This is a genomic window from Acinetobacter sp. YH12138 (genome assembly GCF_015218525.1).
GTDB lineage: Bacteria > Pseudomonadota > Gammaproteobacteria > Pseudomonadales > Moraxellaceae > Acinetobacter > Acinetobacter amyesii.
Genome location: NZ_CP048670.1, coordinates 2,672,252 through 2,687,141 on the forward strand (window position 1 = coordinate 2,672,252; position 14,890 = coordinate 2,687,141).

General features: G+C 36.9%; 13 protein-coding genes. 6 read left to right on the top strand and 7 right to left on the bottom strand.

Features of this window, described 5'->3' with window-relative positions; all coding sequences use genetic code 11:
- Nucleotides 1-90 precede the first annotated feature (90 nt).
- Nucleotides 91-549 carry a hypothetical protein gene (locus G0029_RS12935; protein WP_078194213.1) on the top strand — a complete coding sequence of 153 codons (459 nt, stop codon included), beginning with the start codon at nucleotides 91-93 and terminating at the stop codon, nucleotides 547-549.
- Nucleotides 550-636: 87 nt separating this feature from the next.
- On the opposite strand, the gene G0029_RS12940 is transcribed toward G0029_RS12935, so the two are convergent.
- On the bottom strand, nucleotides 637-2,103 hold the full coding sequence (locus G0029_RS12940; protein WP_180108147.1) for a phospholipase D family protein: 1,467 nt from the start codon (nucleotides 2,101-2,103) through the stop codon (nucleotides 637-639).
- A gap of 109 nt (nucleotides 2,104-2,212) precedes the next feature.
- Entirely contained in the window at nucleotides 2,213-4,297 is a 2,085-nt protein-coding gene (znuD, locus tag G0029_RS12945) for a zinc piracy TonB-dependent receptor ZnuD (RefSeq protein WP_180108148.1), read from the bottom strand.
- A 146-nt stretch (nucleotides 4,298-4,443) separates the two neighbouring features.
- Between znuD and G0029_RS12950 the strand changes: the two genes are divergently transcribed.
- The 5 genes from G0029_RS12950 (at nucleotide 4,444) to G0029_RS12970 (ending at nucleotide 9,713) form a co-directional block, all read left to right on the top strand.
- Nucleotides 4,444-5,223, top strand: coding sequence for a DUF4184 family protein (locus G0029_RS12950; RefSeq protein WP_180108149.1), 780 nt, complete (start codon nucleotides 4,444-4,446; stop codon nucleotides 5,221-5,223).
- 160 nt (nucleotides 5,224-5,383) lie between these two features.
- The gene (gene aspS, locus G0029_RS12955; RefSeq protein ID WP_180108150.1) at nucleotides 5,384-7,168 is read left to right on the top strand and encodes an aspartate--tRNA ligase; all 1,785 of its coding nucleotides are present in this window, start codon (nucleotides 5,384-5,386) and stop codon (nucleotides 7,166-7,168) included.
- 314 nt (nucleotides 7,169-7,482) lie between these two features.
- Complete coding sequence (locus G0029_RS12960) at nucleotides 7,483-8,349, top strand: lysophospholipid acyltransferase family protein (RefSeq protein WP_180109988.1); 867 nt, start codon at nucleotides 7,483-7,485, stop codon at nucleotides 8,347-8,349.
- A gap of 125 nt (nucleotides 8,350-8,474) precedes the next feature.
- Nucleotides 8,475-8,693 carry a hypothetical protein gene (locus tag G0029_RS12965; RefSeq protein WP_111885360.1) on the top strand — a complete coding sequence of 73 codons (219 nt, stop codon included), beginning with the start codon at nucleotides 8,475-8,477 and terminating at the stop codon, nucleotides 8,691-8,693.
- A gap of 87 nt (nucleotides 8,694-8,780) precedes the next feature.
- Nucleotides 8,781-9,713, top strand: coding sequence for a glycosyltransferase family 32 protein (locus G0029_RS12970; RefSeq protein ID WP_180109989.1), 933 nt, complete (start codon nucleotides 8,781-8,783; stop codon nucleotides 9,711-9,713).
- Nucleotides 9,714-9,722: 9 nt separating this feature from the next.
- Here G0029_RS12970 and G0029_RS12975 read toward each other — a convergent pair whose 3' ends face one another.
- From G0029_RS12975 to G0029_RS12995, 5 genes are all read right to left on the bottom strand, one after another.
- A complete protein-coding gene (locus tag G0029_RS12975; RefSeq protein WP_180109990.1) occupies nucleotides 9,723-10,481 on the bottom strand; it encodes a glycosyltransferase family 25 protein in 759 nt (252 codons plus the stop codon).
- 17 nt (nucleotides 10,482-10,498) lie between these two features.
- The gene (locus tag G0029_RS12980) at nucleotides 10,499-11,506 is read right to left on the bottom strand and encodes a glycosyltransferase (protein WP_180109991.1); all 1,008 of its coding nucleotides are present in this window, start codon (nucleotides 11,504-11,506) and stop codon (nucleotides 10,499-10,501) included.
- A 7-nt stretch (nucleotides 11,507-11,513) separates the two neighbouring features.
- On the bottom strand, nucleotides 11,514-12,158 hold the full coding sequence (locus G0029_RS12985) for a YrbL family protein (RefSeq protein ID WP_180109992.1): 645 nt from the start codon (nucleotides 12,156-12,158) through the stop codon (nucleotides 11,514-11,516).
- The gene (locus tag G0029_RS12990) at nucleotides 12,142-13,161 is read right to left on the bottom strand and encodes a glycosyltransferase (RefSeq protein ID WP_180055865.1); all 1,020 of its coding nucleotides are present in this window, start codon (nucleotides 13,159-13,161) and stop codon (nucleotides 12,142-12,144) included. Before G0029_RS12990 ends, G0029_RS12985 begins: the two co-directional genes overlap by 17 nt.
- Nucleotides 13,162-13,344: 183 nt before the next feature.
- The gene (locus tag G0029_RS12995; RefSeq protein WP_180109993.1) at nucleotides 13,345-14,814 is read right to left on the bottom strand and encodes a phosphoethanolamine transferase; all 1,470 of its coding nucleotides are present in this window, start codon (nucleotides 14,812-14,814) and stop codon (nucleotides 13,345-13,347) included.
- Nucleotides 14,815-14,890: the final 76 nt, after the last annotated feature.

Genomic DNA, 14,890 nt, shown 5'->3' on the forward strand with positions numbered 1-14,890 from the left:
TTTCCGACCAAGCTGATCGCACCTTCAGGCTAGCCTGTTTTTCATTGGATTATGCTAAGATTGATTTTATTTCGTAGTGGATCAAATGCTGTGTCTGAATTAAGTTTTGACCGACTTCATCAATTTTTTTCTAAAGTTCCAAGTATTCAAGAACAACTGATTGACTCGTACGGAACCGATGGTAAAACTGCTTGGTGGTTTAAATTTCAAATTAATGTAGATCACCCTTTAGCATGGCAAACTGTTCAAGAATTGGGCCATGTATTGAACTATATTTCTAAAAATGAACGCTTACCGACTCAATTTTTACCGGTTTCTCCGCCACCATATATGAATGGCGAAGCAAAACAATTCTTGTCTTGGGTGATTCAATGTAACCACGCCGATTTTCCACCAGATGTCATCTGTGACTGGTTAGAAGCTCGTTTGCCACAACCAGTAGATGATGCCGATAAATGGAAAATCAAAACCGATATTAAAGAATTGGATCAAATGACAGATAAAGATTTAGATCAAATCGTTCCGCCGAATCCTGTACCGAAGAATTAAAACTGATTTAGTTCCTCCTAACCTCCCTTTAAAAAAGGGAGGAAAGCCCCTCTTTAAAAAAGAGGGATTTGGGAGATTAAGACAATTCTAAAAAGTAGATATTCCGCTCCATTCCATAAAGCGATACAACACATATTTCAAGGTCGATTCATCCGCATATTTACTATAGTCGACACTCATTTGTTTACCATCCAGATTTGACCAAGCGGTATTAAAGTACTGTGATGCATCTTTAAAAACTTGAACATCTTTCACACCGATCACGCGTAAATCAGTTTCTAAATTATAATTTTTCAAGTTACGTGCCGTGAAATTGGCAGAACCTAAAATCATGTCGGCTTGATAAGCAGTACGTTTTAAAATCATCTTGCTATGGCACTGCTCACCTTGGGTATTACACCAACGTACATCAATACCCGCCTCATGTAATTCGGATGCTACAGGTCGATTTGGAATGCCATTTTTGGTACGTCCAAAAGCATCCTTATTCGGATCGAGTAATACACGAACTTTCACGCCACGTTCATGTGCAGCAATGAGTGCTTTGATAATTTTACGTTCTGACAAGTAGAACATCGCGATATCAATTTCAGTTCCAGCTTTCTTCGCACTATCAATTAAGTCGAGTGTGGCATCATAAATGGCTTTTTCAGTCAGCACTTGAACCTGTGGCTGAGTTTTCGCGGCTTCAACATCTTTAATCACTACAAATGGAATATTAGCTTTAGACATCATGCCTACGGCTTGCTCGGTCTTTAGCAGATCAATCGCGGTCATGCCTTTGACGGTTAAGGCCACATTAGAATGTCGTGAGCTACCATCATGTGGATTCATAGAGGTGACCAAACCTTTCCAGCCATCGATGGTATCTACCACCAAAGTTTTTCGGTGATTCGCTTTAAAGTTAAACAGATCCATATAACTTCGAATCGTCACTTTCTCGGTTCCCAATGGATTCGGTAACCAGCCTTGTTCAGGATTATTGCCAATATCTTGACAGCAGATATACCAAAAGCCTGACCATGCAGGATTGGAAGCACGAAGCGGTACCAAATTGGTTTCCGTCAACTCAATGCCCCCTTGTCGTAATTGACGATAATGTTCGGGTTGAATGCCGCCATAGACCGAATTGACCGAGTCAGTAATCACAAAAATTTCCACTTGAGGAGATAGTCGACGCTTCAAAATCAGCGCATCGGTCAACTCCTGTGTTAATTGTTCATGTTTTAATTGAGAGTCACCAACTTGCGGATTAAAGAGAAACATATCCAACACAATGGTCGACTGTGCTTCCTCAATCATTTTCAGCATTTCTTTAAAAATGCGATGTTCCTGTTGCTGCTTTCCTTGCGCATCGATATAGGTTTCATCCACTAAAAAGTTCACTTCAGCATGGCGAAGTTTTCCTGTGTAGTTCAACCCTTCTGGGAGTGGCTTTAGCGTGTGATAGGTTGCCGAGGCCAAATAACCTAAAACCAATAAACCAATGACCACACCCACATAGCGACGACGTGACCAATTGAGCTTGTGATGTATTCGTTGAATGATGCGCATAAGAAAAAACCTAGTCTAATGCGCTCAGACTAGGTTTTATTCATTGATTTTTCAAGAGGATTTCTGTGACTTTACCTAGACTTACTTAGAAAAGTCTGTGCAAATTCAATTAGAAACCAAATTCAAGACCAACCGTAAAATTACGACCGACTTGTGGAATATTGGCAAGGAATGACGTATGAGAGTAAACATCTTCATCCAATAAATTATTGGCTTTGAAATAGACTCGATAATCATTTTGATCTTTCAATTGACCACTATAGGCCACGCCCAAATTCACCATGTTGTAGCCATCTGTTTCACGCTCAAATGCAGTGATTTTGTCTTGTTTGAATACATGTGAATATTCTGCAAGACCTGACCAACCATCGGCAAAGTCAACATCGACCTTAGTTCCTAAGCGCCCTGCAGGCACACGTGGCGCATTTTCACCATCAATTTTGCCGCGTACATAATCACCAAAGACACTGAGTTTATACATATCATTAATGGCATAACCCACTTGAGCTTCCGCGCCATAGAACTTGGCTTTGTCTTGGGTGTAATCAACTAAGCGGAAGTTTTCAAAATTATCTTTGGTTGCGGCATAAATGTAGTTGTCATACCAGTTGTGGTACACATGAACGTGATAATCCAACTGATCTTTTTCATAATGGAAACCTAATTCGAGATTATTGGATTTTTCAACATCTAGATTTTCATTCCCACGTTCATAGGTATTGGTCGCAAAATGCTTACCATCTGCATAGAGCTCTTGCGCCAATGGCAAACGCTCTTGATGAGAACCCACCAAGGATAATTTATAATTGGGTGCAAACGCCCAGTTCACAGCACCAGAGTAGGAAATACCATAATCGTCATAATCTTTTTGTGCAGAATCGATCTGAATTTTCTGCTGATCGACACGGGCGCCCAGCTCGACATGAAAATCATCAAATTGTTTATGTTCTAAACCAAATACACTCCATTTTTGGGTTTTATTTGGGTTCATCAATGACTCTTCGCCACTGATATTGAGCTTTTGCTGATTGTACTGGGTACCGATTACCCCTTCCCATTCAGCAATTGGGTTATGGACCAATTCTAAACGGCCATCATAACCTTTACTTTCAAAGGTAGTTGCTGCGGTGTTACCTTCAATTTCATCATGTTTATAGTCCGTATAACTCGCATGCGCACGTAATTTTTGGAATCCTGCAAACGGCTCAGCCAGTTCAGTACGGAAATCATAACGTTCTGACTTTAAGTCGACCCATGGGCCTGCGGCATCATGATCGTGATCATGTTCGTCATGCGCTGAATGATCATGTTCATCGGTATGCCCATGGTTATCATGACCATCACAGTGTAGATGGTCATCATGTGGATGACAGCTTTCATATTCATGACTATGACCAGGCAAGCCATATTGGTCTTGACGGTTGCTATAAGACAGTCCAGCAAAACCACGATCATGAATCCATGACGCACCTACACTGACATTTTGCCCTTCTGCAAAAGTATTACCGACTCGGCGTTCTTTTTCTAATTCACCATCATGATCATGAAAATAACTGGGTGCAATATAGTCATTGGCTTTACGCTTTGATCCCTCAACTCGCAGTGCAAAATTTTCACCTAGCGCAGCAGTAACACCTGCACTCGCTAATTTTTCGTCACTACCTGAGTTATAACGTAGCCCAACCTGCCCCTCTAAGCCATTTTCAGGCATCTGCGTTGGAATTTTTTGATCGGTAACATTCACCAACCCACCAACCGTCCCAGCTGCATATAATAAAGTGGATGGCCCACGAATCACTTCTACTTGTTTCGCTAAAATTGGATCAACCGTCACTGCATGGTCAGGGGATAAAGTTGAAACATCTGCTGTTTCAGATGCATGCTCCAACACTTTGACACGTGGCCCATCTTGACCACGCAGCACAGGTCGACTTGAGCCTGCACCAAACTGATTTGAATACACTCCAGGTTGTCCGGCAATGGCATCACCAATAGTGACTCCACCTTGTGCCAAATCTTTATGCTTAATAATGTTATCTGCAACCGCAAAATCTGCAGCACTTTGATTTAAAGGATGAACCTGAACATTAATCGCCTCTAAAGTTTGTACCTGTTGTTGCTGATCATCAGCATAAATATTGGGTGCAATCACTGCAAAAATTGAGATTGTGATTAAATTCTTATGAAAAGACATTTGGAGAGACTCAAATCTGGCTAATTTTGAATAATGTTATAATATAACATTTCATTACTTTTGCAATAAAAAACATTCTAATCTGCCCAAATCATATACACTCACCGATACCACATTGTATTTATTCATATATTTATTTTAGTTCAATGCCTTTTACCATATCCCATGCTGTACTCGCACCGCCTATTTCCAAATTAAGCGGAAATCGCCTGCCTATTGCAGCACTCGCAATTGGTAGCATGGTGCCAGATTTATTCCGTTTATTTACTAATGCTGACTATGCAGGTTCACATCAATGGTCGGGGTTAATTGTTCCAAACTTAATCCTTGGTTTGCTGTTTTGTGTGCTGTGGTATGTGCTCTATCGCCCGATGTTATTTGCTTTTTTTGGTTTAAATAAGCCGCTGAATCTACAGAATTTCAATCAATGCTGTGGGTTTATGCTCAGTCTCATCCTCGCACTCATCATTGGAACTTCGACGCATATTGTTTGGGATGGCTTGACCCATGTTGACTTTCGTACCTTTGCTTTTAAAGATCTCTTAAGTCTGCCGATTCCATTTTTTGGTCATTCATATCCCCTACATCGTGTGTTGCAAATTGGATTATCTGGCTTGGCACTCCCCGTTTTGGCATGGATGATTTATCGTCATCATCTTCACTATCGAAGTACTGCAAACGTCCCCACAACCATCAAAGTCTATGTATATGGTTTAGCGGCCCTGTCTTTAGCTGCGGGAATCGCAAGTTATTTTTATTTTGCTGACAGTATTTATTCTGATGCCTTTGTACACGACTTGTATGCCTATGTCGGCAAAGCCATTAATTATTTTTTCCGTGCATTTTTAGCCACGTTTAGCTTCGGTAGTCTGATATTTCTGATCTTAAGCAAGAGCACCAATATTTTTTCAACGTCATCGGCTTAAGCCCATCATTGACCGAAAATTTGCTGTAAATTTGGCTGTTTTAGCAATAAGTCCTTGTGACAAAACAGCCAAAAAGAGGCATAATCCCCTATTCGAATAAAAGCGGTACGCTGTTTACGTATTCGCTGACCTTAACCCATATAGTTGGATTTCTAACGCTATGATGCGAACTCATTACTGCGGTTCTTTAACCGAAGCTCAAATTGACCAAACCGTTACATTATGCGGTTGGGTTCACCGTCGCCGTGACCACGGTGGTGTAATCTTCCTTGACATGCGTGACCGTGATGGTCTTGTTCAAGTGGTTATTGACCCAGATACTCCTGAAGCATTCGCAACTGCGGACAAAGCACGTTCAGAATTCGTATTAAAAATTACAGGCCGTGTACGTCGTCGTTACGCAGGTACTGAAAACGCGAATATGACTAGCGGTCAAATCGAAGTTCTTGGTAAAGAAATCGAAGTACTTGCTGGTTCAGAAACTCCGCCATTCCCATTGAATGACGACAACACAAATATTTCTGAAGAAGTACGTTTGAAATATCGTTTCTTGGATATCCGTCGTCCAGAAATGTTAGATCGTCTTCGTTTCCGTTCTAAATTGACTAACCTAATTCGTAACTACTTCGAAGAAAATGGTTTCCTAGACGTTGAAACACCGATTTTGACTCGTGCGACTCCTGAAGGTGCGCGTGACTATTTAGTACCAAGTCGTGTTTCTAACGGTAGCTTCTACGCACTTCCACAATCTCCACAATTGTTCAAACAGTTGTTAATGGTTGGCGGTATCGATCGTTACTACCAAATTGCTAAATGTTTCCGTGATGAAGACTTACGTGCTGACCGTCAGCCTGAATTCACACAAATCGACGTTGAAACATCGTTCATGAGTGACGATGACATCATGGATTTAATGGAACGTTTAACGGTTAAGATGTTCAAAGAACTTCTAAACGTTGAATTCGACAAATTCCCACGTATGACGTATGCAGACGCAATGCGTGACTATGCATCTGATAAACCTGACTTACGTATTCCTTTGAAACTTGTTGATGTTGCAGACATGATGCAAGACGTTGAGTTCAAAGTATTCGCAGGTCCTGCTAAAGATCCTAAAGGCCGTATTGTTGCGCTTCGCGTACCAGGTGCTGGCGCGCTTCCACGTAGCCAAATTGACGAATACACTAAATTCGTTGGCATTTATGGCGCGAAAGGCTTGGCTTACATCAAAGTCAACGAACTTGAAAAAGGTATTGAAGGTCTTCAATCTCCAATCGTTAAATTCATCGAGCCAATCGTGCTTGATCTATTGAAACGCGTTGGTGCTGAAAATGGCGACATCGTATTCTTTGGTGCGGACAAAGCGAAAATCGTAAATGATGCGATGGGTGCTTTACGTATTAAAGTCGGTCACGACATGAAACTTGCAACTTGCGAGTGGGCGCCACTTTGGGTTGTTGACTTCCCAATGTTCGAAGAAACTGATGACGGTAAATGGACGTCTGTTCACCACCCATTCACGCTGCCAAAATCAAGCGTTGAAGAAGTGAAGAACAACCCAGGTGCTGCACTTTCTGTTGCTTACGATATGGTATTGAACGGTACTGAAATCGGTGGTGGTTCATTACGTATCTTCAACCTAGAAATGCAAAAAGCGATCTTTGAAGCGCTTGGTATTTCTGAAGAAGAAGCAGAAGAGAAATTCAGCTTCTTGTTAAATGCGTTGAAATTCGGTGCTCCTCCTCACGGTGGTTTAGCATTCGGTCTTGACCGTTTAGTGATGTTGATGACTGGTGCATCTTCTATCCGTGACGTGATTGCATTCCCGAAAACTAAGACTGCGGAATGTCCTTTAACTCAAGCGCCTGCGCCAGTTGAAGCGAACCAATTACGTGACTTAGGTATTCGCTTACGTGAAAAACCAAAAGCTGAAGAATCTAAATAATCTTACATTTTAAGATTTAGATTTTAAGTTTCAAAAAACCCTGCGCTATGCAGGGTTTTTTATGTCAACCTACAAAAGGTGGTAGAAAACCTACAAAACATAAATTAAAGATTTGATGTACTTTGCTAATATCAAAACGCTTCAAGTACGTTATGATGTTGCACTACATCCTTTGAGCAATGGACAGCTCAATTTTCCACTTCCGATTATTTTGTTTTTAGATTCAGATCTTTTTGTACTTTTCACTGAATAAGTCCGGTCTCTTGGCAAAATTTATTTTATCCCATGCTGTCAATTTTGAGACCTCGTGATTCATGTACTTTATATTCAAAATCATCGCGCTATTGCCACTTTGGCTGTTACAAAACTTGGCCTTGATGATCGCGTTTATTCTTAATCTATTTAATTCATCGATCAAACGTATCACTAGCATCAATATTCAACTGGCCTACCCAAACTTGTCCGAGACAGCGCGGAGACAGCTCGTCAGTCAAAGTATCCGCAGCCAATGCCTGACCTATATTGAATTTATTAAATGTTGGGGTATGCCACCAAGTTATAGCCTGAGCTTACTGAAAAACATTTATGGTGAAAATATCCTCATGGAAGCACTTGCGAATAAAAAAGGTGTCATTGTTGTGGTTCCGCATTTTGGCTGTTGGGAACTACTCAATGCATGGCTGAACTTGTATACAGAACCGATGATTATGTATAAACCGAATAAAAATAAAGGGATTAATCGGTATCTGTTAGAAGCACGAGAAAAGTTTAATGCGACCTTAGTCCCGACAGATGAAACTGGGATCCGTGCCATATTTAAACATTTGAAACAAGGCGGCTTAACAGTGATTTTACCTGATCATTTACCGAAGCCTTCAGGCGGTATTTATTCCAATTTTTTTGGGCAAAATACTTTATCGATCACACTTGTTTCAAAACTTGCTGCAAAAACCCAATGTAATGTCATTGGCTTAAGTTGTATCCGACAACCTAACCTACAGTACTTTGATGTGCATTGCCAAACCTTAGCAGACGAGATTTTATCTAAAGACTTACAATGTTCTGTCGACACGCTCAACATTGCCATGCAAGACATCATTGACCAAGCACCAGAACAGTATATCTGGTCTTATAAACGCTTTCGGGTCTGCTTTGGCAATATCAATATGTACCGCAAATAAAGGTGATCTAAGAACATCTCAACCTTTAGAGTTGTGTTCCGCAGGCTTAAATTAATCTTATTCAATTGAGATCGATTATCGACAGTGGCATAATAGCCTCAATTTCCACTTTAAGTGATTCTCCTATGGCTATGCGTCCTGAAGTCCGTCGTCGTGCAATCGTGTTGATTGTTTTTTCTGTCGTACAATGGTTGTTCATGCGCTACATTTTAGCCAATGAATTATTCAACTTAACCACCTATAACCGAATCGTTTTATTCTGTGTCAGCAGCCTTGCAGGTGCATTATTAATCTTTGTCGGTTTGATTTATATGGTGTTGAAGGGTAATGCGGATAAAGAATAATATTCCCGTCATTGGGGATAAGATATTTTACAATTTATTTGTTAATGCAATTTCTAATTAATTTACATAAATTACAGTATATATTTTATGGGCCTACGAAAATCAATACGAAAAATATTTTACCATTTAAGGTTTAAATATTTATTTTATAAAAATATCAGAGGTAATTGTATAAATGCTGAAAATTATGCCGACCCAATTCTTCTTGGAAATCCTAAATATACCCAAATACCAAAAAAAATTTGGATTTATTGGAATAACAACCCCAGTAAATTAATCTTAGACTGTATAGACCAAGTTAAAAAAATAAATACAGAATATGAGATATTTTTTCTAGATGACAATACAATTATAAATTATTGTAAAATTGATTTTAATGTCTTTCATGAATTAACACCTCAACAAAAATCTGATCTAATAAGATTCGACCTTCTATATAATTATGGTGGGATTTGGTTAGATGCAAGTATAATTCTTTATAGAGATTTAAATTGGATATTGCAATTATGTCAAGATAACAAAAAAGAATGCTTCGCTTTTTATAGAAAACCAAATACTATTTTTTTTGATTTCCCTGTTATTGAAAATTGGCTATTAGCGACTTCCGCTAAAAATAATTTTTTTAAATTTTGGAGAGATGAATTAAGCTATGCATTAACAATAGGTGTTGATAATTATCTACATAATATATCAAATCTTCCTAATCCAAATTTATATTTTCAAAAAATTAAAAACTTAAAATATTTCATAGCATATGTTGCATGTCAAAAAGTATTAAGAAAAGAGATACCCAATATCTATCTAATTAATTGTGACAAAAATGCTTTTCTATATCAAAATATAACACCAAAAAATAAATATGTATTTTTAGAAAATATGACTCTAAACTATAATCCATCTCAACCACCACATTTAATTAAATTAATCGGCTCACAAAGAAAAAACATTGAGCACTATTACAATTTAAAAAAATTTAAAAAAAATTCTTTGCTAGATTTTAAGTTAAATTGCAATAATTAAACTTAACTTTTATAAATATAATTTATTAAATAACTTAGCCCAGTTTTTTTTGATAAATTTTCCATATTTACTTTTGGAGGCAATTTTTTTTGCACTTCTATCATACTCAAGACGACTTAAATAAATGTCTGACTCACCTTTTTTTATTTCTGGATGATCAATTAAATTTATCATCCAAATTTTAGTCGATGCATCAAAATCAAACAAATAACTCCAATCATCAGTTCTTCTAATTGGTAAATGATAATTTAATAAAGTTTTTGCCATATCACGATCAATGACATATGCTACAGCATAATTAACACGGTGAAAAAAATGTGGAGATACATTTAAAACTTTCTGACCTAGAAACTGAAAATCCTCTATTTTGCCTCTAACTTTTTTACATACTTTCATTTGAATTCCACATAAACTCACAAGTGTATTGCTTGGAATTTTTTTATTTATTATTTCTTGTTCTAAAACATCAAAATTTAAAGCATTAGGAATAATTGCATCATCCTCCAACACTAAAGCATATTGATCATTAGTCATTAGAAAACTTTTCAAAGCCTCTAAATGTGATAAAGTGCATCCCAATTCACCAGGTGTTAAAGGTTTTTCTCTTCCTTTTACAGCCATTTCGAAATATTCTTTAGTAGGAAGATCTGCCCCCTTAATACCTATAATTTCGTAATGAATTGCTTTATCTTGGAAGAAGGATTGGTTTAAAAAATTTTTTAACCGAGGTGACTCTTTGTGTTCAACACTAATTATAAATACTTTCAATTGCCGCTCCAAAAAAATTACGATTTCTTTAGTTGAATCTGTTCATAGTACAATTTTTCAGTCTTTGTACACATTTCTTCAAATTTCAAATTCAATTGTGCTTTTTCAAAAGCTGATTCAAATTTTGGTTGAAGTTGAGATTTTAAACCAATTTTTTTGTTGATTAATAACTTAAGTGCTTGTGCGTCATTGGGTCGGCAAACATATTCTTGATCTAAAAAATCCGTCACCATTCCAACATCTGTGGCAAATACAGGTACTTTTAATAGTAAAGCTTCAGCAAGTGTAATAGGTCCACCCTCATTCCTAGAAGAAATAATCATAACGTCAGAATTTGTTAATAATTGAGGTATATCTGATCTCGAACCCAACAATTTTACATTGTCCTGCAAAAAAAGCTCAGATATTTTTTTTTCCAAAATAGGCCGATCTCCCCCTTCACCTGCAATCAAAAGATCAGCATCAACTCCTTGCCAAGCTTCAATTAAAAGATCAAAGCCTTTAGCTTGTACTAGCCGTCCAATAGCTAAAGCTTGTGGACGAATTCGTGGGGTCAATCTCATTTCAGATAAATACTCTACAGATGTCCCATTCCAGATTACTTGAACCTTATTCTCTTCTGGAAAAATTTGTGCAATTTTATGACTAACTGCAATTACCTTGTCAAATTTAAGGAATGGCTTAATATTAGTTTTAATATTGTGGATTGTAGCAATAGTTGGACAATCAAATTTATTGAGCCATGGTGATAATATATTTGCAGCCTTGTTTGCTTGTGCATGAATAATGTCTGGAGAAATACTTTTTATAAGCTGAAAAAGCTGATAATGAAGCAAGGGGTTAAATCGGCTTCTTGATAAATCAATATTATGTAACTTAATGCCTACGTGCAAATAATCTCGATATGAAGCATGAGCAATCAAATGCACTTCATGATGTTCTGCTAAGGCATTGCATAATTTTATGGTATGTTGTTCCAATCCACCCATACCGGCACTAGAAGCCATAACCTGTACTATTTTCATACGTTTTCTAGCCTTGTTTCTTAATAACTTGTTTCAACCGATCAGCCCTACGTAGAATTTTTTTCTTCATCAACCGATTAGACCAATATGAAATGGGGATAATTTCTTTACCACGAGCTATAGATTTAATATCGACACAATATAAACGCATCCCCTTTGAGGATTGCTGTATAACCATATTTCCAGAATTTAAGTCAAATAAAGGGATGCGATATTCAAGCAAAAATTTACAAAATTTATCAATCTCTTTGTATAACTGTTGCTTACTTAATGTGGAGTTTTCACATATATGATGATGTAAACTTTTTGCAACCGTACCATCTTCATTACGTACAAGTTCAGTTGATAATATCCAACCCAACTCACTCTCATCAAGACTATAAATCGGAGCAATATATTCTAGAGCAATTTCATGAGTCACCAATTTGTGTAATTTTTTTGCAGCTCTCCATTCTACAAAATTTTCATTAAAATAATTAAAATTACGACTTAAATAGCGTTGTATTGACTGTCTCCAGTTTTTAGTCTTTTTCCGCTCAAATGGTAAATCAATTTTTAGACAAATCGAATTATCTCTTGGTGAAATCACACAATAACGATTTGCCCCTGAACCTAATAATTCTGCTTGAGCAATTTCACTTTTTGAATACATGTTCTAACCATTCATAATTTTCTGAATACGGCTTATCAAAAATTGTTTCCAACATAAATTTTGTTGTACGCTGACAATTATAACTCACATGTGCACGCTTCCAACCAGCCTCAGCTATTAACTTAGCCTGATCTGGATTATCTTTATAAAATTGTGTCTTTCGAGCTAAATCATCCAAGTTATCAAAATAGACTACTTCAGAATCATTAAATAAAAGATCTAATTCTGGTACTTTAGGCGTGAATGTCAGTAAACCATTCCCCGTCAATTGCACAATACGATCAGATACATATAAACAAATATCATTGCGTCGTGAATAACTCAATCCCATTTTACTTTGTGTTAGCGTTTGAATATAATCCGCTCCATACAACTTGGGCGCTACAAAACCAGGCAAGTACAGTTTTAAAAATGATATTTTTTGCTGCAACTGTTTTACAAAGTTTGCTCGCTCCTGATCTCCAGCAGAACCACAAAAAATAAAATCATGTGAAGTATTTTTATTTAAAAAACTTTGCCCTACTTCAACTACCGAATTGACCATGTTCGGCATATATGCAGCCACAGTTTGATCTTTAGCGAATTGTTTTAATAACTCACCGCCAGTTGTAACAAAAATAGTATCTAAGTAAGGCTGAAACTTATGGATAAACTTAATTTTTTCAGACTCATAGATTGGATCTACATACCAAAAGGCAATTTTAATATTTGGATATTTCTGTCTAATTTGCTTTAAAGTTTCAGGATCAATCTGTGGACAATGCCCAATCAATACTAAGTCTGGTTGTAAGTTATCAGTCAGACGTAAGACTTCAGCATTTGCCCATTTAGCCCCAATTTTTTTAGTCCGCCATATTGTTCCAAAGTAAGCCATATCTTTAAATGAAAAATCATAAACAAAATGACCATTTTGCTGTAATCCAAAAGAAATTTTACGGTCTGTGTTATAAAACTGCTCAGCAGATTTTTTATAAGCTAGGTTACAAATGTGAAGAATCTTCATCAGAAAATTAAGCCCCAATAATTTAACTTATTGTATATGATTCAAATTAATCTCGTTCATTTATTCAAATTATTTAACTTTATAGTATGAAAATTTGTCAGCACTCACTTAAACTTTCTTGTATTGAATAAGAACAGTATTTTGAATTGAGGAAAATTCTACTCACTCATACTAAAATTTTAATTATGTACCACCTAAACTTAGATATGGCACATAATCATCCCAATCAAAAACGGTGACATTTTGATTGTCTTCAATATTCGCCAACGATTTTTTAGGATCTAATAATGGTGTTTTCACCCCCAATAAATCTGCATAAATATGCATATAATCGTAGGCACTGACAGTCTTGTTATATTGTTTTTTAGCCTGCGCATCGCTACGTAATACAAAAAATGGAACCTGATAATTATCTTTAAAATCATTATCTACATGATATGAATCTTCATCCACGGTCATACCATGATCAGAAAAATAGGTCACACTGAAACTACGCTGATCAGCCTTCAAAGAGGTATATATCTGTTCTATAAAGTGATCCAACTTATTGATCGAAGATAAATAACAATTAATCGTTTCAGGTTTATTCGCATACATACGTGGTGCCTTAAACAGACGTTCACAAGCATCCGGATGTGAACCCATCATATGAATAAAAATTACATTTTTTTGATTAGCATATTTTTTTAACTGGGCCTGTAATATTTCGACCATTTTGTCGTCATCAATATTACTCGACATATAGTTACCACTTTTCAGGAAGAACTGATGATCGGCATGAATAGCAATTTTAGAAATCGCCGTATCATTTTTCCCCATAAATCCCTGATTTGAAATCCACATGGTGTTATAACCCGCTTGTTTTGCTAGCGTCACAACATTTTTTGCAATCTGCGGTTCACGATTTTGATCAACCAAAGTCAGCGTACGAGTCAGACTAGTTACCGTATTCGGTGCAGTTGCGATGTAATGATCTACAACATCCAGCGGCATCTGATTTAAAAAAGGTGTGGTATTGTCTTTCGAACCGTAGAGTGATAAATGGTCTCGCTGAACACTCTCACCAATGATAATCACTTGATTATCATAGCTAGCATTCACCTGCTGAATTTGCCAATCGACATCTTGCACATTATCTTCAAGGAGCTTGGCCTCTTCTTGTTTATATTTAACCGTCGCCAGTGCAGTTTGAACACCAAACACACTGACGCCGTTAGCAATAAAGATAAGTGCCAAAATCAGCTTGCGATAATTTCCCTGATTAGCTTGATTAAAAAATAAAATATAAAAACAGAGACTTAAAAAAATAATTAAGGCAAAAACAATATATTTAGGATTAACTACAGATAAAAATTCAAAGGCTTCATTGGTATTGCTTTGGAACATCGATGCCACGATTCCCAAAGACATGTGCCCTTGTAAGAACCCCGTCCCACTTGCAATATACAGGCTAATGACAAAAAACAGACTAAGGAAGATGTACTTAAAAATACGACTATGTAATTGTTTTACTGCAATAAAAAAAAACGTACTCGAAAGTACCAAGATAAAAAATAAAGGGGCATTTTTAATATGAGCTAAATAGTCCCAAAAACCTAAGCCAACACAAAACCCAATCGAAAGCAAAAGCGGAAACAAATAGGTTTTTAGCATGACCTGACAACCCTTTAATATTATTCAAACATTGTCTAGTTAGACTGAAATGTTGGTAGAAATTTTTCGTCGGGTA

Bases quoted from the DNA above. Each gene is read 5' to 3' on its own strand.
- G0029_RS12980 (WP_180109991.1), bottom strand. From the start codon at position 11,506: ATGAAAATAGTACAGGTTATGGCTTCTAGTGCCGGTATGGGTGGATTG.
- G0029_RS12995 (WP_180109993.1), bottom strand. From the start codon at position 14,814: ATGCTAAAAACCTATTTGTTTCCGCTTTTGCTTTCGATTGGGTTTTGT.
- G0029_RS12965 (WP_111885360.1), top strand. From the start codon at position 8,475: ATGGCTATGCGTCCTGAAGTCCGTCGTCGTGCAATCGTGTTGATTGTT.
- G0029_RS12960 (WP_180109988.1), top strand. From the start codon at position 7,483: ATGTACTTTATATTCAAAATCATCGCGCTATTGCCACTTTGGCTGTTA.
- G0029_RS12940 (WP_180108147.1), bottom strand. From the start codon at position 2,103: ATGCGCATCATTCAACGAATACATCACAAGCTCAATTGGTCACGTCGT.
- znuD (WP_180108148.1), bottom strand. From the start codon at position 4,297: ATGTCTTTTCATAAGAATTTAATCACAATCTCAATTTTTGCAGTGATT.
- G0029_RS12990 (WP_180055865.1), bottom strand. From the start codon at position 13,161: ATGAAGATTCTTCACATTTGTAACCTAGCTTATAAAAAATCTGCTGAG.
- G0029_RS12950 (WP_180108149.1), top strand. From the start codon at position 4,444: ATGCCTTTTACCATATCCCATGCTGTACTCGCACCGCCTATTTCCAAA.
- G0029_RS12970 (WP_180109989.1), top strand. From the start codon at position 8,781: ATGGGCCTACGAAAATCAATACGAAAAATATTTTACCATTTAAGGTTT.
- aspS (WP_180108150.1), top strand. From the start codon at position 5,384: ATGATGCGAACTCATTACTGCGGTTCTTTAACCGAAGCTCAAATTGAC.
- G0029_RS12985 (WP_180109992.1), bottom strand. From the start codon at position 12,158: ATGTATTCAAAAAGTGAAATTGCTCAAGCAGAATTATTAGGTTCAGGG.